The organism is Vibrio sp. T9 (genome assembly GCF_003123985.1).
In the GTDB taxonomy this organism is placed as follows: domain Bacteria; phylum Pseudomonadota; class Gammaproteobacteria; order Enterobacterales; family Vibrionaceae; genus Vibrio; species Vibrio diabolicus.
Window position 1 is genome coordinate 758,715 of record NZ_NIGY01000001.1, and the last position, 21,176, is coordinate 779,890.

The window sequence follows — 21,176 nt, forward strand, 5'->3', positions numbered from 1 at the left end:
TCTTCGAAGAAGCATAATTATGATTCAGAGTTATAAGAATACGAAATTCCCTTTCTGACTAATACATAGCAAAATTGACTAATGCTGAATTGATGGCAATAGCCACTCCTTCACTGCCTTCCGAGAAACTTTGATCCCACTTTCTAGTAGCACTTGTGGCATTAAATGGTATTCCACTGGCCATTTAAACTTCTCTAATTTGGATTGCAAATGCAGGTCATATTCCGCTTTGCTGCGCAAATCATTGGTCTGAATCACAGCAACAGGGCGATGACCAAATTCCGCATCTTCGACTGGAACCACTATGCTCTGCACCACGCCATCAATTTGGTTCAATGCTGCCTCAATCTCTTCACAATGAATGTTCTCACCACCAGAGATAAATTGATTGTCGGCACGGCCGATGATCTTTAACTCGTCACCTTGCCACTCACCGAGATCCTTGCTATCGAACCAACCTTTCTCATCCAGAAACGGAGTAACATGACCTTGATGAAAATACCCTGCCGCTAATGTTTTACCACCGACAAAAATGCGTTGGTCAACCAACTTTATCTTACGATGATTCAATACGTGTCCAGCATTACTGGTACTGTCAATTCTCTTTGCGGTAACGGTAGAGGCTGCTTCCGTCATCCCATAACCTAACCACGCCTCAATCCCTCGTCCTGTTGCTCGCAACGCCAACTCGTGAGCAACGTGGCTGCCGCCCAATAGCACATGCGTCAATGACAAGTGAGCATCATCATCCAATAGCCGTTTGAGCTGCGTTGCAACCAAAGAGGCGTGTGACACGCCCTGAATATCTTCGACAAGTTTTCCTGTACCGATTTTCAATGTCGCTCCGACATATAGCCAACGATATACAATCGCCAATCCAGAGACGTGATAAAGCGGAAGCGACAATAGCCAAGAATCTTGCTGAGTGAAAATGAACTCTTGCAACAAGCCTTCTGCGGATGCAAGGTGTTGTCGATGTGTATGAACCACAGCTTTAGGCTCCCCTGTCGAGCCAGACGTAAATACCACTGAAGCGAGCCTGTCATGGTGATAGGCATCTTCAATCACCGCATCACGCTCTTGTTGTGAAACTAAGGGCGGTGAAAGCAATGTTGCCTTGAGTTTTTGTATATCATGTTCAGAAAAGGTCGAAGCGCACTCCTGAGCAAACCAGATAAACCGAGTTTGTTCAGGTTTATAAAGGGTCGCAAGTTTACTCTGTAGCGTATCGAGTGGTTGTACCATGGTCAGCGCGGCAAGTGCGCCTAACTGCTTGGAAGCAAGATAAAACAGCAGAGTTTCGACTTGGTTTTTACCTACCAAAGTCAGCACATCTCCCCGCGTTACGCCCAAGTCATTCAAATAGTGAGCGTATTGGTCAATACGTACTGAGAATTGTTGCCAGTTTAATGTTTCTGTTGGTGTCTTGAGTGCAATAGAAAAAGGGCTCGTTTGAGCCCAATATTTCCACGGTGCCTTCGCAACATTGTCTATGCAGAATGCCACACAATCTCCTGATCTTTCAGAGGAAGAACGGGAAGTTCACACTTAGGCCAGCCTTGCTCTAACTGAGCTTTGAATAGGCCAATCGTATCCAAACCTGGAACTTCATCAGGCAGCTGCCATTGGGCAAAGCGCGCTAATTGCGTTAAACCGAGACTGGATTCAATGCTCGAGCTAATAACCGCTTTCATCCCCAGTGACTTCGCCTTCTCTATCAGTGTAATACAAAAATCCACCGAACCAATGAGTGTGGGTTTGATGATGATCGTTTTCACACCAGTTAGATCTTCAAGACGGAAATCCTCTCGACGAACCGCATCTTGCAACGTTTCATCCCAAGCAATCGCAATACCAGTATTGATAGCAAAAGAGAGACTATCGCCAGGAGAGCGGCACGGCTCTTCCAAAAAGGTAATGCGCTGACGCAGAGACGGAGTAATGTATTTAGCAAACTGCTGCGCTTTTTCTGGTGTCCAAGCGCGGTTTGCATCAAGTCGAAGCGTTAATTGAGGGATAGATTCAAGAAAAAGATTCACAAGCATGCCATCGCGAATTGGCTCATAAAGCCCGACTTTTACTTTCGCGACTTTCTCGCCTTCCATTTCGTTCAGCTTTGGAATGAGCTCGTCTGGGTCACCAGTACACAGCGGCGCTGTTTGATACTTACCTTGTTGGGGTAAGCCACCAGCTAACTCTAACTGTGCCATCGATAAACCAAACGCGACCGATGGATACATGTTGGCGTAATCCACATCCAATCCAGCAACCCAACGCTCCGCTTGTTCCTGTAGCTGAATACCAGCATCTTCGGTGCTCTCTAAACTAAAACCAGGAAGAGGAGAGACTTCTCCAAGCCCTATTTGGTCACCTTCAGAAAGCACAACAACATAACCAACACGGTCAGTTAGCTTATTGTCTCGCAGGATGACACCACTATCCATGGGCAAGATATAACGATAAATTTTCGCTTCACGCATAATTCGAGTCCTATGTAATGCCGTATATTTGAGCGTTCTGGCGAGCAATCTCACCAGCCTCCCAGAGGGCGAGGCGCTCAGGAAAAATGGAACAGAGGAGCTAAAACACTCCTCTTTTTATACGGATTATGGGTTACGAGGGAATTTGTCGAAGTCTGGGCGACGTTTCTCGTTGAATGCGTTACGACCTTCTTGGCCTTCATCGGTCATGTAGAACATCATCGTTGCGTTACCCGCAAGCTCTTGAAGGCCTGCTTGACCATCACAGTCCGCATTCAAGGCAGCTTTCAGGCAGCGTAGCGCCATTGGACTATGCTGAAGAACTTCACGACACCAACGCACGGTTTCTTTCTCTAGCTCTTCTAGCGGCACAACCGTGTTGACCAAGCCAATGTCTAACGCTTCTTGCGCGTTATAGAAACGACATAGGAACCAGATTTCGCGTGCTTTCTTCTGGCCTACGATACGAGCCATGTAAGACGCGCCCCAACCACCATCAAATGAACCCACTTTAGGGCCCGTTTGACCAAACTGCGCGTTGTCCGCTGCAATTGTTAGGTCACACATCATGTGCAGTACATGACCGCCGCCAACAGCCCAGCCGGCAACTGATGCGATCACAGGTTTTGGACAAGTTCGAATATCGCGTTGGAAGTCCAATACGTTTAGGTGGTGTGTACCTTGCTCGTCTTTATAGCCGCCGTAGTCGCCACGGATCTTCTGGTCGCCGCCAGAACAGAATGCGTCTTCACCTAGACCTGTCAGAATGATCACGCCAACACCAGAGTCGTAACGCGCATCTGCTAACGCATCAATCATCTCTTTTACTGTTTGAGGGCGGAATGCATTACGCACTTGTGGGCGTGCAATGGTAATTTTCGCGATACCATCTTCAGATTTATGGTAGTGAATATCCTCGTATTTCTCGCCGCAATCTTTCCATTGAACCGGAGCGTAAAGTTCTTCTTCAGAAATGCCTACTGTTTTAGCCATGGTGATTCCCATTGTTCTCGTTACTCTCACCAAAGTGAGATTGAATTATTTGCTTAATATGCATCGCAAATTGTTGGGGCTGCTCTTGATGAACGTTATGTCCTGCGCCTTCAACTTGTCGATACGCCAACCCGCTACGTTGTGCCAGTTGGCTAAATTTTTGGTCTTTCGCACCACACAAGTAATACATCGGTATATTCTGCTTTTTCAGTGTGGGCAACAAATACGCCTGCTTGGCTAACGATGTTGCCATCAGCATGCTCGAGACCGCCGAGCCAAGATTATCACTTCGCTTCGCAATTAATGTTTGTCTTTGCTCATGGTTTAGTGAAGAAAACACCGCTTGCTGATACCAATCGTTCAAAACACGTTCAAGTGGTTCAGTTTTGAAACGCTTTGCCCAGCGAGCATCATTCTCCAATCTCACCTGTTTCTCTGACTCAGTTTGAAGCCCGAAGTTTCCCCCTTCAACAATTGCGCCCACAATATTGAGATCTGAGAAGCATTGATTGGCAATACCATGCATCGCAATACGGCCGCCCATCGAGTAACCAATCAAAATAAGTGGTTGTTGCGGAGGAAATAATAAAGATAGTGTGGAATTAAGAAGTTTGCAGCAATCATCGAGATCGTTGCACTTTGTAAACTGGCTACGACCATGACCAGGAAGGTCTATAACAATTCGTTCAAACCGAGTCAGCTCATCCAAACAAGCTTGCCAATCAGCACCACTTCCTAAAAAGCCATGCAAAAACACCAGAGTGGGAAGATCACCACTTTGGTGTTTTTCAGTTGAAGAGAGACGCTCAGAGTGAAGCATGCAGGCTCTTATTAAATGCCTTTATCAACTCTGCGGCTTGACTTGGTGGGGTTTGAACTTCCACCAGCAGTGTGCCTTGACCGCTCGACAGGTGCTCGGCAACCATTGCTTGATACATTTCTAACGTAGTTGGCTTCTCATACTTTAAACCAAACTGTTTGGCTGCATGTTCAAACTGATAACCGTGGGGCATTTGGTAGTACGCAGTGCGATGCTCCTGAGGCACCGGTAACATATCGAAAATTGCGCCACCATCATTGTTTGTGACCACAAGTACCGTCGGCAATTTATTGTGAGAAAACAGCGCTAGTGAATTGAGATCATACAGTGCTGATGTGTCACCAATATACATCAGTAACAGATTACCTCTTGCTCGCTGCACACCTGATGCGGTAGCAAACAAACCATCAATTCCTGACGCGCCTCGGTTAGTGAACACTTCTACATCATCAAGTTTGCCGTACATATCGACAAGTCGAACAAACAAACTGTTACCCAAAAAGACATCAGCGTTTTTAGTGCGCTCGTTGATGTCTGCTGCCAACGCAATTTCGTCAATGGCAGACGCTGAATCAGATAGGAAAGCTTCTTCGATACGTTGATGAACTCGCTTAACTCCATTCGCTAACCTATCAGCCCACCCAGCAAATATTGGCTTCTCAAAGCTAATGCGAGAAACCCAAGTTTGAGGAAGCTCAACCCAGTGCATTTGCGCCAGATGATTTTGGTTATTACGGTCCATACGCGGCGAGATATACCAGTATTGAACGTCTTTACTTTGTTGATTTTGCGAAACTTGTTTATCAATCCACTGGTTCAAACGTTTGGAGATGATTCGGCTACCAAATTGGATAATAAGTTCACAAGATTCAAGCTCGTTTGCGAGCTCGGGAAGTTGAAGCCATACATCGTAATGCGCCCAATCCGAACTGAGACCACTTTGCGGGTCTGCAAGTACCGGCCATCCCATCTTTTGTGCAAATGCCTGCGCCGACTTCGCTTGTTCAAGCGGTAAGCTGCCAATCACAACCAAGCCTTTTTTATCCGCACAAGACGGGATTTTCGCCTGTGACAAGTGGCTAAAACGCTGGGTATAACTACCACTTCCTTTTCGCCATCCGGCTACCGAGTCTAAGTAGGTTTGATAATCCGCTTTTGCACCGTTGGAATACAAAGGTTCTGGAAATGCACAGTTAATATGAACAGCACTGCCTTGCAGCTGCTGAGTAAACATCACTTCGTCAACAGAGGTCAGCAACCAATTAAGCGATGTTGTTAAAGTTGGGCTTGGTAAATTCAAGCTGGCCGAGACATGATGTGAAAAAATACCCAACTGGTTAATCGCTTGGTTTGCGCCACAGCCAACGAGCTCCATCGGACGATCCGCAGTGAGCAGCACCAGCTTTTCACCAGTAAGCCTAGCCTCCGCAACGGCTGGTAATAAGTTCGCCACTGCCGTACCAGAGGTAACGATGATTGCCACTGGCTCTTGAGTAGCTTTCGCTAAGCCAAGAGCCATAAAGCCGAGACCACGCTCATCAAAGTGAGTATGAATAGAAAAATTGGACTGTTCTGCCGCCTCTAAAGTTAAAGGAGTAGAACGAGAGCCAGGAGCGATACAAACATGCTTAACGCCAAATCGCTGAAGCTCAATCAATATGGTTTCTGACCAAATTCGATTGAGCACCGCTTGGTCATGATTCATGATGCGACTCCCAACGGGGGGTGATCAGAAATCAGCGTAAGCAACGTCGACATTTTCTTATCAAGTTCCGCCCACTCATGCTCTGCCACAGAGCCTGGCACAATACCTGCGCCCGCAAACAGTTGTACTTGGTCACCGAGCACAAGCGCGCTTCTGATCGCGACACAAAACTCTGCTCGTTCATGGCTTATGTAACCCATTGACCCCGCGTACCAGCCGCGTGCAAAGGGCTCATTATCAAGAATAAACTGCATGGATTCTTGTCGAGGTAAGCCAGCAACCGCCGCCGTCGGCTGAAGCGCCGATAACAACTGAACACCGTTTATTCCCGTCTTTAGGCTCGCGTGAATATTTCGCTTGAGGTGTTGCACTTTTCGTAGCCTAACCAAACTTGCCTCGGCCTCCACTTCAACCGCTTCGGAATGCGGTGATAGGCGATCAATAATGTCATCAACTACATATTGGTTTTCATTGAGGTTCTTTTCATCTTGGGATAACCAATTCGCCAACTCCATATCGTGAGTGGCATTGTCCCCTCTACCAATCGTGCCTGCTAACGCTTCGGTATGAAGTTCGTGCCCTACGCGAGAATACAAACGTTCTGGCGTAGAGCCCATAAAGCTGTGTTTGCTGTCTAAGCTCAGCATGAAATGGAAACTATGATGGTTGTTTAAGTAACTCGCTTTCAGCAATTGTGCAGCGCTTAATGTGTTATCAAGCTGCACGGTAGAGCGACGCGCCAATACCACTTTCTTAAAATCATCATTCTTTATACCAGTCAAAACTTTATGAACTAACTCATTCCATTGAGGCTGACTTGGCGTATGAACAATAGAGCGGATGTGAGAAGAAATCGGAGCTAAGGTCGCGACCTCACAAACCAGTTTATTCAGTCCTGCTAGGGTTCGCGCTTTGTCTTCTGAAATATTAACTGCGAGAGACCATTGTTGGTCAAAACGAATTAACTCAATTTGAGGCAAAAAGAAGAAAGAAGGCATACAGCGACGATTCTTCTCATGCTGGCCGTCAAAAGAGCGTCCGCCCCAGACTCGTTGCCCTTCACCTAGAATGGTATAAGCAGGGCCTGGCTCAACAAAGGCGTGTAATTGCCCTAATGCAACGACCTCTTCACGAGTATCGCGGGACTGCCAGTAGAATTTAGGGAAAAGTGGTTGTGCATCAAGCCAATCAATAAATGAGAAATTAGGTTTCTCGCTCAGGGGCTCGACCAGACGTGTTTGATTGCCTTCCGCTTGCTGAACTCGCTCGATAATTCTCTTTACGGCTTGATGGAACTGTGACAAATCAACCTCGTAGTATGTGAGGATAAATGGTAACTGACGGCTACTCTAAGTTTAGACCCAAAGCAAATCAAGGTCGTATGCGATCTTTTGCAAAATCCTGTGATAGCAAACGAGCAAAACTTAACCAGCAAACAGATAATTTACAGATATATATTCTAATAAAAAACAAATTATTGTATTTTAATAAAGAAATTAACGAATTTTTAGGAATTATACAATGCAAAATATCGGGATGTCGTCAAAACTCGATAATGTCTGCTACGACATTAGGGGTCCTGTACTCAAACATGCTAAGCGCATGGAGGAAGAAGGGCATAAAATCCTAAAGCTAAACATTGGTAACCCTGCCCCATTTGGTTTTGACGCCCCTGATGAAATTTTAGTCGACGTGATTCGTAATCTGCCGACTTCTCAAGGCTATTGTGATTCCAAAGGCATTTACTCTGCTCGTAAAGCCGTGGTCCAACACTATCAACGTAAAGGTATCCGCTCGCTAGATGTCGAAGATGTGTATGTGGGTAACGGCGTGTCTGAGCTGATCGTGATGGCAATGCAAGCGCTGTTAAATAATGGCGACGAAATGCTGATTCCAGCACCTGATTACCCGTTGTGGACAGCTTCAGTTGCACTATCAGGCGGTAAGCCGGTTCATTACCTATGTGATGAAGGTGCAGACTGGTACCCAGACCTTGAAGACATCAAAAAGAAAATCACACCAAAGACACGTGGCATTGTTCTGATCAACCCGAACAATCCGACAGGTGCGGTATATAGCCGTGATTTCCTACTTGAAGTGATTGAAATCGCGCGCCAGCACAAACTGATCATTTTCGCAGATGAGATCTACGACAAAGTGTTGTACGACGGTGCAACACATACCTCAGTCGCAACACTCACTGAAGACGTGCTAGTCATGACATTCAATGGCCTTTCAAAAGCCTACCGTGTTTGCGGTTTCCGTGGTGGCTGGATGTTCCTAACGGGGCCTAAACATCTAGCTCAAGGGTACGTGAATGGCTTGGAGTTGCTTTCATCGATGCGTTTATGTGCAAACGTACCAATGCAACATGCGATTCAAACTGCGCTAGGTGGATACCAGAGTATCAATGAACTGATTTTACCTGGCGGACGCTTATTAGAGCAGCGCAATAGAGCGTATGAACTGATCAATCAGATTCCTGGTGTTTCTTGTGTCAAACCTAAGGGTGCGATGTACCTCTTCCCGAAAATCGACACAAAAATGTACAACATCAAGAACGATCAGCAGATGGTTTTAGATTTCTTAAAACAAGAGAAGGTCTTACTGGTGCAAGGTTCCGGCTTCAACTGGCCGAAACCAGACCATTTCCGCATCGTGACACTGCCGCACGTTGAAGATCTAGAAATCGCCATTGGACGTTTTGAGCGATTCCTATCAACCTACAGCCAGTAATGAATCACTGGTAGTAATTAGTGCTGATCTCTCATATGCTTAGAGGAACTCCTAGTGAGTTCCTTTTTTACACCAGAAACGGAGAAAGCCATGAAAGAAAGCCATTTTTTCGCTCACCTGGCTCGAATGAAGCTGATCCAACGCTGGCCTTTAATGCGGTCCGTCTCACCAGAAAACGTTTCAGAGCATAGCTTACAAGTTGCTTTTGTCGCTCATGCCCTTGCCCTAATTAAAAACAAAAAGTTCGGCGGCAACCTTAATCCAGAACGCATCGCGATTCTTGCTATGTACCATGACTCTAGCGAAGTATTAACGGGAGACCTTCCAACCCCAGTGAAGTATTACAACCCTGAAATTGCCAAAGAATATAAGAAGATAGAATCGGCAGCGGAACAAAAATTGCTTTCAATGTTACCGGAAGAGTTCCAAGATGATTTTGCCCCCTACCTTCTTTCCCACTCTGCACACGGAGAGGACGCAAAAATCGTCAAGCAAGCCGACTCCATCTGTGCCTATTTAAAATGTCTCGAAGAACTAAGCGCAGGCAATCATGAGTTCGCTCTGGCAAAAAAACGCTTAGACATCACTTTGCAAGAACGTAGAACGCCTGAAATGGATTACTTCCTCAATACCTTTGCCCCAAGTTTCGAATTATCGTTAGATGAAATCAGTTAGCTTACGGAGATAATCGTGTCGTTTGAATTACACCCGCAATGGCAAGAGCGCCATGATGATGAGCATAAAATACGTCGTGACGACCATCGAAGCCCGTACCAAAGAGACCGAGCGCGCATTCTTCACTCGGCTGCATTTCGACGCTTACAAGCAAAAACCCAAGTACACGGCAATAGCTTGGAAGACTTTCACCGCAGCCGGTTAACACACTCCTTAGAAGCGTCGCAACTCGGGACCGGTATCGTCGCCCAGTTGAAGAAAAAACAACCAGAGTTCCGTGATCTATTGCCATCAGACAGCTTAATTGATTCATTATGTTTGGCGCACGACATCGGGCATCCTCCATACGGTCATGGGGGAGAAGTCGCTCTAAACTACGTAATGCGCGAACATGGCGGTTTCGAGGGAAACGCCCAAACCTTTCGTATCGTCACTAAGTTAGAGCCTTATACTGAGCATTTCGGAATGAATTTATCACGCCGCACACTGCTTGGTTTGATCAAGTACCCTGCCCTTATTAGTCAAACACGCTCCGTCAAGTTGCCTCAACCAGCCGAGCATCAACGCAAACTAAAAGCCAAAGATTGGAGCCCAGCGAAGGGCATTTATGATTGTGACAAAGACTTATTTGATTGGGTAATTGCGCCGCTTTCTGACAACGACAAGGCATTGCTTAGCCTAATGCGCTCAAAACCAGAATCGGAGTTTGAGCACAGTAAAACGCGCTTTAAATCACTCGATTGCTCAATCATGGAGCTAGCGGATGATATCGCCTACGGCGTTCATGATTTAGAAGATGCAATCGTACTTGGTATGGTGACACGCCAGCAATGGCAAGAAGGCGCAGCAAGTCAATTAGCGGACTGTGGCGACCCGTGGTTTGAAGCTCATATCGATTCCATCGGACAGATGCTATTTAGCGGTAAGCATCATGAGCGGAAAGATGCCATCGGTGGTATGGTTAACGCCCTGCTGACCAGCATTTCAATTAAGGCGGTGGATGAGTCTTTCAGTAATCCATTACTGTCTTGGAATGCGTGTTTAGAGCCACAAATGGCACGTGCACTTGACGTACTCAAGCACTTTGTCAGCACCTTCGTTATCCAAGTCCCGCAGGTCCAGATCGTTGAGTATAAGGGTCAGCAAATTATTATGGATATTTTTGAAGCGTTAACAGCGGACCCAGAGCGCTTGCTGCCTGTTCATACAAAAGAACTGTGGTGCCAAGCGAAAAGCGAGAGCAATAAGATGAGAGTCATCGCCGATTACATTTCTGCTATGACCGATGGACACGCGCAAAAGCTTCACCGTCAGCTATTCTCTTCCATCGTTCTTTAGTAACGCTCAACCTTTCAAGTAATTCTTTTCAAATACGCCCGGCGGCATCTGGGCGATTTGGAATTCGATCATCTTTTCAAAGGCATGCATAAGCGGTGTAAAGTCTCTCTCGGGTTCAAGCAAGCGAAGCGAATGATAACCTGCCTCGACTGTCGATAAGCTATTCTCAGAGGGCGCTTTACGAATGGTGTAATGCCCTTGTAATTGCTTCGGTAATTGCACGGTTGGGAGTGGATGTAAATTGCTAGAAAGCTGCCACATTTTGTACGCTTTTTTCCACGTCCCATCGAGCAAAATCAAACGTATTTTCTTAGATACACTACGGCTCGCTTGATTAATTTCAGAGATGCATCGTGACTGTTCCGATGGGTAAAGAACAAAATGTTGATATGATTCATCCGCCAACAAGTGATTTAAGACATCATCACCAGAAAAGTCCTCTCCTATCAGACAAATACAGTTATCTAAACTCAAATTGAGAATCCGTGCCGTACCAAGCGGACGATGTTCTTCACTCGTGTGCTGAAGAATGATAAGTTCTACCTCGCTTGCCAACGGTACAATCCATTGGCAAATACACGCTTTTTGCGATTTTCCACAACGAGAACAATAACGAGACATAGAGTGAACCTTTATACCTTGCTGAGTATTATCAGCGTGATCTGTTTGATACTTCAATTCGAGCCAATGGCAAGCCTAACCGAGTGGCACAGCTACAATATACGCCATGGCGAATGGTGGCGAATCGTAACAGGAAATCTCACACATACCAACTTTGCGCACTTAGGGATGAACCTGGCAGGATTGTGGATCATTACTTTTATTTTTCGTCCAAGCACTCGCAACTTCCTTATCGTTTTCTCACTCTTGTGTGCATTTGTTGGCGCAATGAATTTGTTTACCAATATGTCGGTGTACGTGGGATTATCTGGCGTACTACACGGTCTATTTGGATTCTGGGCACTCAGAGAAGTCTTTGAAGGCAGAAGAAGCAGCCTGTTGTTGGTCGGAGGGCTTATTGCCAAAGTAGCATGGGAGCAGATCTATGGTCCATCCAGCAGCACTGCTGCGCTTATCGGCGCAAACGTTGCTATTGATGCTCATTTATTTGGTGCGTTCGGTGGGTTAACAATGGCTCTAATGGAAAAAGGTTTTCGCCGTCGTTTATTCGGATAAAAAATCCCGAACCACGAAAGAGGGGTTGGTTCGGGAAAGCAGTAATAGGGAAACAGATATTGTTCTGAATTCAGACTCAATATCTGAAATACATCAAGCTACAGTAAAATGCGGTCTTCGTTTTTCTTAACTGTCGCTTCACCAATGCCTTTTACGCTCTTCAAATCTGCTGCCGTTTTAAAAGGGCCATGCTCCTCGCGGTAGTCCACGATACTCTGCGCTTTCTTCTCACCAATACCTTTCAACATGGTCGCTATTTCTTCAGCAGAGGCCGTGTTGATATTTACGGTAATTTCAATTCCTTCATATTTGTCAGTGGCTGAATCCGCAGCCATGCTAAAAGGCGCAAAAACAAATAAGCACAATGTCAAAATCCATTTCATATTGAACATACAATCTCCAAAATAGTAGGCTAAAACCAGTCACCAGTAGCAAGTCACTATCCAGTTAACAAACCTAGATGACCCGATATTCGCAATGACTGGTATCACTTAAACGCGCACTAATTTAAGTAATGCTTATTGATGATTGAAGTTAATAAAGACAAAAATAAAACGGACCGCTTATGCGGTCCGTTTTAGTTAACATGCAAATTACACTAATTGTGCTTAGTTGCTCACAATAAAGTACTCAATGTCAGTGTTTGCGCGCAGTACTGCTAACACAGATGATAGGTCTTGCTGAGAAGATGCACGCTGCATTTGCATCGCAACTTGCTCTTCTAACTCACTATCTAGCTCAGCATTTACAGCATCAAGCTCGATGATAACAATGTTACCTTCAAGATCTTTAGACTGACCATATACTGGCTTACCATCGACTGGTTTTGCCATCGCGAATACCGTTGTTGCCAACGGAGAACGGCGATCTACTGTCTCTTGTTCACCAAATGCAAGGTTGTTTTCAGTAAGCACATCTGTCTTACCTTCTTTCAATGCAGCAACAACCTGTGTACCAAGTTCCATCGCATCTTGCTCACCCTTAACGCGAGAAAGCTCTGCAATAACCTGATCTTTCACTTCTTCTAGTGGAAGAACCGTCTCATCACGTGCATCTTCAACACGAACAACAATAATATGCTCAGGTGCAACTTCGATAGCTTCAGAGTTTAAGCCATCTTCTTTTACTTCTGGGCTAAGGATAGCTTGCATTACCGCAGGGTTACGAAGCACTTCAGGTGCGTCAACTTGAGAAATAAAGTCCGTTGTCTTCACTTCTTGGTTAACCGCTTGAGAAGCGTCATACAATGAGTCTGGGTATTCAAACGCTACGCGCTCAAGCTCACTTTGTAGCTCGTAGAATTGATCAACCGCTTGTTGGTCAACCATTTCTTGCTTGATTTCAGCGGCTACTTCTTCAAATGGCTTCGCCACAGAGTCTTTTAGCTCTTCAAGCTTGATAATATGGTAACCAAAGTCCGACTTTACTAGACCCGACGTATCGCCTGGATTCTTCAACGCGAATGCCGCTTCTTCAAAAGCAGGGTCCATCACATCACGCTCTATCCAACCTAAGTCACCACCGTTTTCAGCGCTGCCAAAATCGTCAGATTTCTCTTGAGCAAGCGTCGCAAAATCTGCACCCGCATTTAGCTCATCTAGGATAGCCTGCGCTTTTGCTTCATCGTCCCCTTCTACAAGAATATGAGCGACACGACGCTGCTCTTCTGAAGAGTATTTGTTTAAGTGCTCTTCGTAGTACTTTTTCACCTCAGCATCAGAAACATTAACTTGTTCCTTTAGCGCTTCAGCAGACAGTTCGATATACGCGACTTTAACCTGCTCTGGGCGAGTAAAGTTGTCAGGGTTTGCTTTGTAGTACTGTTGAATTTCTTCGTCAGTCAATTCAATATTTTTCGCAAACTCTGCTAAGTCGATTTTAATCGTGCGAATATCACGAGTTTGAGTGAACAGCTTACCTTCTGCCTGTACTTCACCTGGCAGAATAAATTCACTGTTTTGTAGTGCATTCAGCAGTTGTTCACGAACCAATTCACGACGCATGTACTCAGCAAAAGAGTCTGGCGAAAAGCCTGCACGACGCAGAGAAGCTTGATAGATCTCTTGATCGAACTGACCATTAGATTGGAATTGAGGCATGTCTAGAATCATGCTGCGAACTTGGGTGTCGCTGATTCGCAGACCTAAAGCTTCTGCTTGTTGGTCAAGCAACACGTCATTGATCATTCGATCTAAAACGGATTTGCGGAAAGATTCAACATATGCAGGGTCAGCCAGCATTTGAGAGAAGTAGTCACCCAACTGAGCTTGCATACGGTTACGCTCATTTTGGTATGCCATCTCGAACTCACCACGAGGAATCTCAGTGTTACCGACTTTCGCTGCAGAGTTGTTGTTACCACTAACGATGTAGCTACCCACACCTGCAAATACGAAAGACAGGATGATAAGCCCAAGGATAATTTTGACCGCGATGCTATTCACGCCTTCGCGTAGTCGATCCATCATAATTTAACTGCTCTCCACAATTGAAGCCTACTGCTTCTATCTAATAGAAATAATGGCGCAATAATATCAGAAAAAGAAATGCGCATCAGTATGATGCGCATAATTTAAGAAAGTTCGGCTCGAAGTTTGTAAATTTTTGTTCGAAACTTATTGTTTGAGCAAAAGTTAAGCAAATAGCCGGTTACAGAATTAACGCTGTGATTAGTTACAAGCGTCTTTCAGTGCTTTACCAGCTTTAAAAGCTGGTACTTTTGCTTCTGCGATTTGGATTTCTTCACCAGTTTTTGGGTTACGACCAGTACGTGCAGCACGAGTACGAACGCTGAATGTACCAAAGCCAACTAGAGCAACTTGATCACCAGACTGAAGAGTGCCGCTTACTGCTTCGATGAATGCATCTAGAGCACGACCCGCTGACGCTTTAGAAATGTCTGCATTTTCTGCGATTTGTTCTACTAACTGAGTTTTATTCACTGTAATTTCCCCTTTGTGTCATCTGTGATTATTTTTGTGATGACTTTCGTTCCATTGTTAAGAAAATATGCTCCATCCCTTATTCGTCAAGGGCTGGCAGCTATCGAAACTAACTTAGCGCCCAAAAAAAACGCTGACAAGCCTTTTTAGACTTATCAGCGTAAACTTTTACTTATTTTTGCTGCACATCACTATTTTTGAGACTCAAACTCAACGCCCGTCGGGTCTCGCTCTAGTGCGACTTTCAGTACTTCATCAATCCACTGTACAGGGATGACTTCCAGATCAGCGATAACATTATCAGGAATCTCTTCCAAATCACGCTCGTTGTCTTTTGGAATTAGCACAGTCTTAATGCCGCCACGGTGTGCCGCAAGTAACTTCTCTTTTAGGCCACCGATAGGTAGGACTTCACCACGCAGAGTTATTTCACCCGTCATCGCTACCTCTGCTTTCACAGGGTTACCTGTCAGAGCAGAAACCAAGGCAGTACACATTGCAGTACCCGCACTTGGGCCATCTTTTGGCGTCGCGCCTTCCGGTACGTGCACGTGAATATCTTTCTTCTCGTAGAAGTCAGTATTGATACCCAGTTTTTCTGCACGAGAGCGAACTACTGTCATTGCGGCTTGAATAGACTCTTGCATCACGTCACCAAGAGAGCCCGTTTGCGTCAGCTTACCTTTACCTGGCATGGATTGAGTTTCAATCGTTAGCAGATCACCACCCACTTCTGTCCAAGCTAGACCTGTCACTTGACCAATTCGGTTACTTTCATCCGCTTTACCGTAATCGAAACGTTGAACACCCAAGTACTCTTTTAGGTTGTCCATCGTTACCGTTACTGACTTGATGTCTTTATCCAACAAGATGTTCTTCACGGCTTTACGGCAGATCTTAGAAATCTCACGCTCTAAGTTACGAACACCCGCTTCACGAGTGTAGTAACGGATGATGCCAATAATCGCAGAGTCTTCAATGATGATTTCATCCGGTTTTAGACCATTGCGCTTCACTTGCTTATCAACAAGGTGACGTTTTGCAATGTTCAGCTTCTCGTCTTCGGTGTAACCAGATAAACGAATAACTTCCATACGGTCTAACAATGGACCTGGAATGTTCATCGAGTTCGAGGTTGCAACGAACATAACGTCAGAAAGGTCGTAATCCACTTCTAAGTAGTGATCGTTGAACGAGTTATTCTGTTCAGGATCAAGTACTTCTAGTAGCGCTGATGCCGGATCGCCGCGCATATCTGAAGACATTTTGTCGATTTCGTCCAATAAGAACAATGGGTTCTTCACGCCAACTTTCGACATCTTCTGGATTAATTTACCTGGCAATGAGCCAATGTAAGTACGACGGTGACCGCGGATTTCTGCTTCATCACGTACACCACCCAGCGCCATACGAACGTACTTACGACCTGTAGCAGAAGCAATTGAACGACCAAGAGACGTTTTACCCACACCTGGAGGACCAACAAGACAAAGGATTGGACCTTTTAACTTATTGATTCGGTTTTGAACCGCCAAGTATTCAAGAATACGCTCTTTTACGCGCTCTAGACCGTAGTGGTCTTCATTAAGAATCTCTTCTGCTTTCGCTAAATTTTTCTTAACTTTTGAGCGTTTAGCCCAAGGCACGCTGACCATCCAATCGATGTAGCTACGAACCACTGTTGCTTCGGCAGACATCGGAGACATCATCTTAAGCTTTTGAAGCTCTTGCTCAGTCTTTTCACGTGCCTCTTGAGGCATTTTTGATTCGTCAATCTTCTTCTGCAGCGTTTCGAACTCGTCTGGTGCGTCTTCCATCTCACCAAGTTCTTTCTGAATCGCTTTCATTTGCTCATTCAGATAGTACTCACGCTGAGATTTTTCCATTTGCTTTTTAACGCGACCACGAATGCGTTTTTCAACTTGCAGCAAATCGATCTCTGATTCCATCTGGCCCATTAGGAATTCCAGACGCTCAGTGACATCAACAATTTCAAGTACTTGCTGCTTATCCACCAGCTTCAACGGCATATGAGCTGCAATGGTATCCGCTAAGCGTGCTGCTTCGTCGATACCGTTGAGTGAGGTTAAAACTTCTGGTGGAATCTTCTTGTTTAGCTTAATGAAGCCTTCAAACTGATTAATCGCACTGCGAACAATCACTTCTTGCTCACGCTCATCCAATTCTGGCGTAACAACAAATTCCGCTTCCGCTAGGAAGAAGTCACTCTCTTTAAAGTGATTAATTTTCGCACGTTGCTGGCCTTCAACCAGTACTTTTACTGTGCCATCCGGAAGCTTCAGTAGCTGGAGAATGGTGGCTACCGTACCTACTTCAAATAGGTCGTCAACCGTAGGCTCGTCAGTATCAGCTTGCTTTTGTGCCACAAGAAGAACTTGTTTGTTGGTTTCCATCGCCGTTTCTAAACAGCTAATCGATTTCTCACGACCAACAAACAATGGAATAACCATGTGCGGGTAGACCACTACGTCACGTAGAGGTAGTACCGGGATCTCGATACGCTCGGAACGTTCCAAGTTCATATAATTCTCTCTTCCGCTTTCACGTTTACGTATTACTTATCGATTTATATGGGGGCTAATTGTTTGGATTCAATAAGAGAAATAAAAAAAGGAGGTAATTACTTACCTCCTTTTTCATTACGGCTGAATTTATTCTGCTCCAGCGGCCTGATTGTCTGAGTTGCTATAAATAAGCAATGGCTCTGACTCACCATTGATGACGGACTCATCAATCACGACCTTACTTACGTCTGTCGCAGATGGCAGTTCGTACATGGTTTCCAGTAATACGCCTTCAAGGATCGAGCGTAAACCACGAGCACCTGTTTTACGCTCCATTGCTTTCTTAGCGATAGCGCGCAGCGCATCTTCTCGGAACTCAAGTTCGGCGTTTTCAAGCTCAAACAATGCTGCGTATTGCTTGGTTAATGCGTTCTTCGGTTCACATAGGATCTGAATCAACGCTTCTTCATCAAGCTCAGTCAATGTTGTTGTCACAGGAAGACGACCAATGAATTCTGGAATGAGTCCGTACTTCACTAAATCCTCAGGCTCAACCTGAGTAAATAGCTCACCCACGGTCTTCGATTCGTTTTTAGAACGAACTTCAGCACCGAAGCCAATACCTGTACCTGTTGCAACACGCTGCTCAATCACCTTATCTAGGCCAGCAAATGCACCACCACAGATGAACAGGATCTTCGACGTGTCCACTTGTAGGAATTCTTGCTGAGGGTGCTTACGACCACCTTGAGGTGGAACCGATGCAACCGTACCTTCGATAAGTTTTAGTAGCGCCTGCTGAACACCTTCACCAGATACGTCACGCGTAATAGATGGGTTTTCAGCTTTGCGTGAAATTTTATCAATTTCATCAATGTAAACGATGCCGCGTTCAGCTTTAGCTACATCGTAATCACATTTTTGCAGAAGCTTTTGGATGATGTTTTCAACGTCTTCACCCACATAACCAGCCTCGGTTAGTGTGGTTGCGTCTGCCATTGTAAATGGCACATCCAAGAATCGAGCTAATGTCTCAGCAAGTAGTGTTTTACCGCTACCTGTTGGGCCAATTAGAAGGATGTTACTTTTACCAAGCTCCACACCTTCACTCGTTGTATCACCATTGCGTAAACGCTTGTAGTGGTTATATACCGCAACTGCGAGCACTTTTTTCGCGTAATCTTGCCCGATCACATAGTCATCAAGGTGTTCACGGATCTGTTTTGGCGTTGGTAACGCTTCAGATTCTTTCTTAGGGAGAACATCCTTGATTTCTTCGCGAATAATATCGTTACATAAGTCGACACACTCGTCGCAAATGTACACTGACGGACCTGCGATTAGCTTGCGAACTTCGTGCTGACTTTTGCCGCAGAAAGAACAGTACAGCAATTTACCGCTGCCACTTTCTTTGCTTTTATCTGTCATTCGCTAACCTCTTAGCCTTTACTCTTCATGAATGAGTGTATATCAATTTTTGCCAAAATGCGCTGGCTAATTACTCGCCGCGGTGGCTTAACACTGCATCCACGATACCGTATTCCACAGCCTGCTCTGATGACATGAAGTTATCACGATCAGTATCGCGCTCAATGACTTCAAGAGGTTGGCCAGTATGTTCTGCTAACAACTTGTTTAGCTTCTGCTTAATGGTCAGGATTTCCTGAGCATGGATTTGGATATCAGAAGCTTGACCCTGGAAACCACCCAATGGTTGGTGGATCATTACACGAGAGTTAGGCAGTACGTAACGCTTACCTGGCGCACCACCCGCTAACAGGAAGGCACCCATTGAACATGCTTGACCCATACATACAGTGCTCACATTTGGCTTAATAAACTGCATGGTATCGTAGATAGACATACCAGCTGTTACACTGCCACCTGGCGAGTTGATGTATAGGAAAATATCTTTATCTGGATTTTCAGATTCTAGGAAAAGTAGCTGAGCCACGACAAGGTTTGCCATGTGGTCTTCCACTTGACCCGTTAAAAAAATCACGCGCTCTTTCAGCAGACGTGAGTAGATGTCGTAAGAGCGTTCGCCGCGGGAAGTTTGTTCAACCACCATTGGTACTAGCGCGTCCATAATTGGCGACATTGCATTTTTTTCTTGGTAGCTCATATTCTTATGTCCCTAAAATAAATGGCCCGGATGATGACTATCATACGGACCATTGTTAGCAGAATAGTTAACGTTAAGTCAACCTTCTACGCAAGATATTGCTTATTAAGCAGCAGGTTGTTGTTGGTTAAGTAGCTCGTTGAAGCCTACTTCTTTCTCAGAAACCTGTGCTTTAGCGATGATCGCGTCGATTGCTTGCTCTTCTAGAGCTACATTGCGCATGTTGTTCATCATTTCTTCGTTTTGCTCGTAGTAAGCAATAACTTCTGATGGATCTTCGTATGCAGTAGCCATTTCTTCAATTAGAGCTTTAACTTTCTCGTCGTCCGCTTTTAGCTCTTCAGACTTGATTACTTCACCTAGTAGAAGACCAACTACTACGCGACGTTTAGCTTGCTCTTCGAACAGCTCACGTGGAAGCTGAGCAGCAGCTTCTGGGTTACCACCGAAGCGTTGTGCAGCTTGTTGACGTAGAACTTGGATTTCTTGCTCGATAAGCGCTGATGGTACGTTGATGTCGTTTTGCTCAACTAGACCGTCAATCGCTTGCTCTTTGATGCGGTTCTTAACAGCTTGCTTAAGCTCGCGTTCCATGTTTTTACGAACTTCAGCTTTAAGTGCTTCAACACCGCCTTCAACAACACCGAACTTAGCAACGAACTCGTCGTTTAGTTCTGGTAGTTCACGAGCTTCAACTTTGTTCACTTTGATTGCGAACTTAGCTGCTTTACCTTTTAGGTTTTCAGCGTGGTAATCTTCTGGGAAAGTCACATCGATGTCGAATTCCATACCTGCAGTTTTACCTGCGATACCGTCTTCGAAACCAGGAATCATGCGACCAGCGCCCATTTCTAGTGGGAAGTTCTCAGCTTTACCGCCCTCGAATTCTTCACCGTCGATAGAACCAACGAAGTCAATGCTTACGCGTTTGCCATCTTCTGCTGCTTCTTCAACTTCAACCCAAGTAGCTTGTTGCTTACGTAGAGTATCGATCATCTCTTCTACGTCTGCGTCTTTAACTTCAGTTAGCGGTTTTTCAACAGTGATGTTTTCTAGGCCTTTAAGCTCAACTTCTGGGTAAACTTCAAAAGTTGCAGTGAAAACTAGGTCTGAACCTTCTTTGTTTTCTACAGGAGCGAAAGTTGGAGCGCCAGCTGGGTTGATTTTCTCTTTAACGATAGCTTCGATGAAGTGGCGTTGCATTACTTCACCAAGAACGTCTTGACGTACTGCTTTGCCGTACATCTTAGCAACCATTTTTAGAGGCACTTTACCCTTACGGAAACCATCGAAACGACGGTTTTTAGCGATGTTGCGTAGTTCAGCTGTTACAGCGTCTTCGATGTTTGCAGCTGGAACAATAATGTTTAGACGGCGCTCTAGGCCCTCTAGCGTTTCAACAGTAACTTGCATTATATATAAACCTCTAAAGTGGCTCGGTTTTCCGAGCGTATGAGCGAAACTCAGCGGAGCTTACGCTTCATCCTTGTGTAGTGTTCTGTCCGAACACCTAATTTAAATCGAGTATCGATACTGTTTGTCAGTACCGGACTAATCAGTGATATCTTCGATAAAATTACCAAAGGTATCTCCTATTAGCCTCAGGACAGAATTTTTAGACGCGACATTCTAGCGATCTGTCGCAACCCTGTCGAGCCAAT

Annotated in this window: 18 protein-coding genes; 4 read left to right on the top strand and 14 right to left on the bottom strand. The window is 45.2% G+C overall.

Going from position 1 to position 21,176, the window contains the following annotated elements; all coding sequences use genetic code 11:
* Window positions 1-78: 78 nt before the first annotated feature.
* The 6 genes from menE to CBX98_RS03500 form a co-directional block, all read right to left on the bottom strand.
* Complete coding sequence (gene menE / locus CBX98_RS03475) at window positions 79-1,506, bottom strand: o-succinylbenzoate--CoA ligase (protein WP_109168581.1); 1,428 nt, start codon at window positions 1,504-1,506, stop codon at window positions 79-81.
* Window positions 1,491-2,480: an o-succinylbenzoate synthase gene (gene menC, locus CBX98_RS03480; RefSeq protein WP_109168582.1), complete on the bottom strand. Its 990-nt coding sequence runs from the start codon at window positions 2,478-2,480 to the stop codon at window positions 1,491-1,493. The genes menE and menC overlap by 16 nt, the downstream gene beginning before the upstream one ends.
* Before the next feature lie 126 nt (window positions 2,481-2,606).
* Window positions 2,607-3,473: a 1,4-dihydroxy-2-naphthoyl-CoA synthase gene (gene menB / locus CBX98_RS03485; protein WP_109168583.1), complete on the bottom strand. Its 867-nt coding sequence runs from the start codon at window positions 3,471-3,473 to the stop codon at window positions 2,607-2,609.
* Entirely contained in the window at window positions 3,466-4,293 is an 828-nt protein-coding gene (menH, locus tag CBX98_RS03490) for a 2-succinyl-6-hydroxy-2,4-cyclohexadiene-1-carboxylate synthase (protein ID WP_109168584.1), read from the bottom strand. Before menH ends, menB begins: the two co-directional genes overlap by 8 nt.
* Window positions 4,280-5,998 (bottom strand): 2-succinyl-5-enolpyruvyl-6-hydroxy-3-cyclohexene-1-carboxylic-acid synthase, encoded by a 1,719-nt coding sequence (gene menD, locus CBX98_RS03495; RefSeq protein ID WP_109168585.1) that lies wholly within the window; start codon window positions 5,996-5,998, stop codon window positions 4,280-4,282. Before menD ends, menH begins: the two co-directional genes overlap by 14 nt.
* Window positions 5,995-7,302, bottom strand: a complete 1,308-nt coding sequence (locus tag CBX98_RS03500) for an isochorismate synthase (protein WP_047009476.1) — start codon at window positions 7,300-7,302, stop codon at window positions 5,995-5,997. The genes menD and CBX98_RS03500 overlap by 4 nt, the downstream gene beginning before the upstream one ends.
* Window positions 7,303-7,519: 217 nt before the next feature.
* Between CBX98_RS03500 and CBX98_RS03505 the strand changes: the two genes are divergently transcribed.
* The 3 genes from CBX98_RS03505 to CBX98_RS03515 all read left to right on the top strand — a co-directional run bounded on the left by CBX98_RS03505 (window position 7,520) and on the right by CBX98_RS03515 (window position 10,747).
* Window positions 7,520-8,734, top strand: coding sequence for a pyridoxal phosphate-dependent aminotransferase (locus CBX98_RS03505; RefSeq protein ID WP_005390543.1), 1,215 nt, complete (start codon window positions 7,520-7,522; stop codon window positions 8,732-8,734).
* 90 nt (window positions 8,735-8,824) lie between these two features.
* On the top strand, window positions 8,825-9,409 hold the full coding sequence (gene yfbR, locus CBX98_RS03510; RefSeq protein ID WP_170892960.1) for a 5'-deoxynucleotidase: 585 nt from the start codon (window positions 8,825-8,827) through the stop codon (window positions 9,407-9,409).
* Between the two features lie 15 nt (window positions 9,410-9,424).
* Entirely contained in the window at window positions 9,425-10,747 is a 1,323-nt protein-coding gene (locus CBX98_RS03515; RefSeq protein WP_048626158.1) for an anti-phage deoxyguanosine triphosphatase, read from the top strand.
* A 6-nt stretch (window positions 10,748-10,753) separates the two neighbouring features.
* On the opposite strand, the gene CBX98_RS03520 is transcribed toward CBX98_RS03515, so the two are convergent.
* Entirely contained in the window at window positions 10,754-11,368 is a 615-nt protein-coding gene (locus tag CBX98_RS03520; protein WP_005390535.1) for a DTW domain-containing protein, read from the bottom strand.
* Window positions 11,369-11,371: 3 nt separating this feature from the next.
* Between CBX98_RS03520 and rrtA the strand changes: the two genes are divergently transcribed.
* Window positions 11,372-11,923 carry a rhombosortase gene (gene rrtA, locus CBX98_RS03525; protein WP_172605914.1) on the top strand — a complete coding sequence of 184 codons (552 nt, stop codon included), beginning with the start codon at window positions 11,372-11,374 and terminating at the stop codon, window positions 11,921-11,923.
* A gap of 98 nt (window positions 11,924-12,021) precedes the next feature.
* Here rrtA and CBX98_RS03530 read toward each other — a convergent pair whose 3' ends face one another.
* The 7 genes from CBX98_RS03530 to tig all read right to left on the bottom strand — a co-directional run bounded on the left by CBX98_RS03530 (window position 12,022) and on the right by tig (window position 20,928).
* The gene (locus CBX98_RS03530; RefSeq protein ID WP_031780151.1) at window positions 12,022-12,306 is read right to left on the bottom strand and encodes a ComEA family DNA-binding protein; all 285 of its coding nucleotides are present in this window, start codon (window positions 12,304-12,306) and stop codon (window positions 12,022-12,024) included.
* A gap of 225 nt (window positions 12,307-12,531) precedes the next feature.
* A complete protein-coding gene (ppiD, locus tag CBX98_RS03535) occupies window positions 12,532-14,391 on the bottom strand; it encodes a peptidylprolyl isomerase (protein ID WP_109168586.1) in 1,860 nt (619 codons plus the stop codon).
* A gap of 201 nt (window positions 14,392-14,592) precedes the next feature.
* On the bottom strand, window positions 14,593-14,865 hold the full coding sequence (locus tag CBX98_RS03540; protein WP_005382341.1) for an HU family DNA-binding protein: 273 nt from the start codon (window positions 14,863-14,865) through the stop codon (window positions 14,593-14,595).
* Between the two features lie 191 nt (window positions 14,866-15,056).
* On the bottom strand, window positions 15,057-17,408 hold the full coding sequence (gene lon / locus CBX98_RS03545) for an endopeptidase La (protein ID WP_005390529.1): 2,352 nt from the start codon (window positions 17,406-17,408) through the stop codon (window positions 15,057-15,059).
* A gap of 129 nt (window positions 17,409-17,537) precedes the next feature.
* On the bottom strand, window positions 17,538-18,818 hold the full coding sequence (clpX, locus tag CBX98_RS03550) for an ATP-dependent protease ATP-binding subunit ClpX (RefSeq protein WP_005390528.1): 1,281 nt from the start codon (window positions 18,816-18,818) through the stop codon (window positions 17,538-17,540).
* Between the two features lie 70 nt (window positions 18,819-18,888).
* Window positions 18,889-19,515, bottom strand: coding sequence for an ATP-dependent Clp endopeptidase proteolytic subunit ClpP (gene clpP, locus CBX98_RS03555; protein ID WP_005382347.1), 627 nt, complete (start codon window positions 19,513-19,515; stop codon window positions 18,889-18,891).
* Window positions 19,516-19,620: 105 nt separating this feature from the next.
* Window positions 19,621-20,928, bottom strand: a complete 1,308-nt coding sequence (tig, locus tag CBX98_RS03560; protein ID WP_109168587.1) for a trigger factor — start codon at window positions 20,926-20,928, stop codon at window positions 19,621-19,623.
* Window positions 20,929-21,176 lie beyond the last annotated feature (248 nt).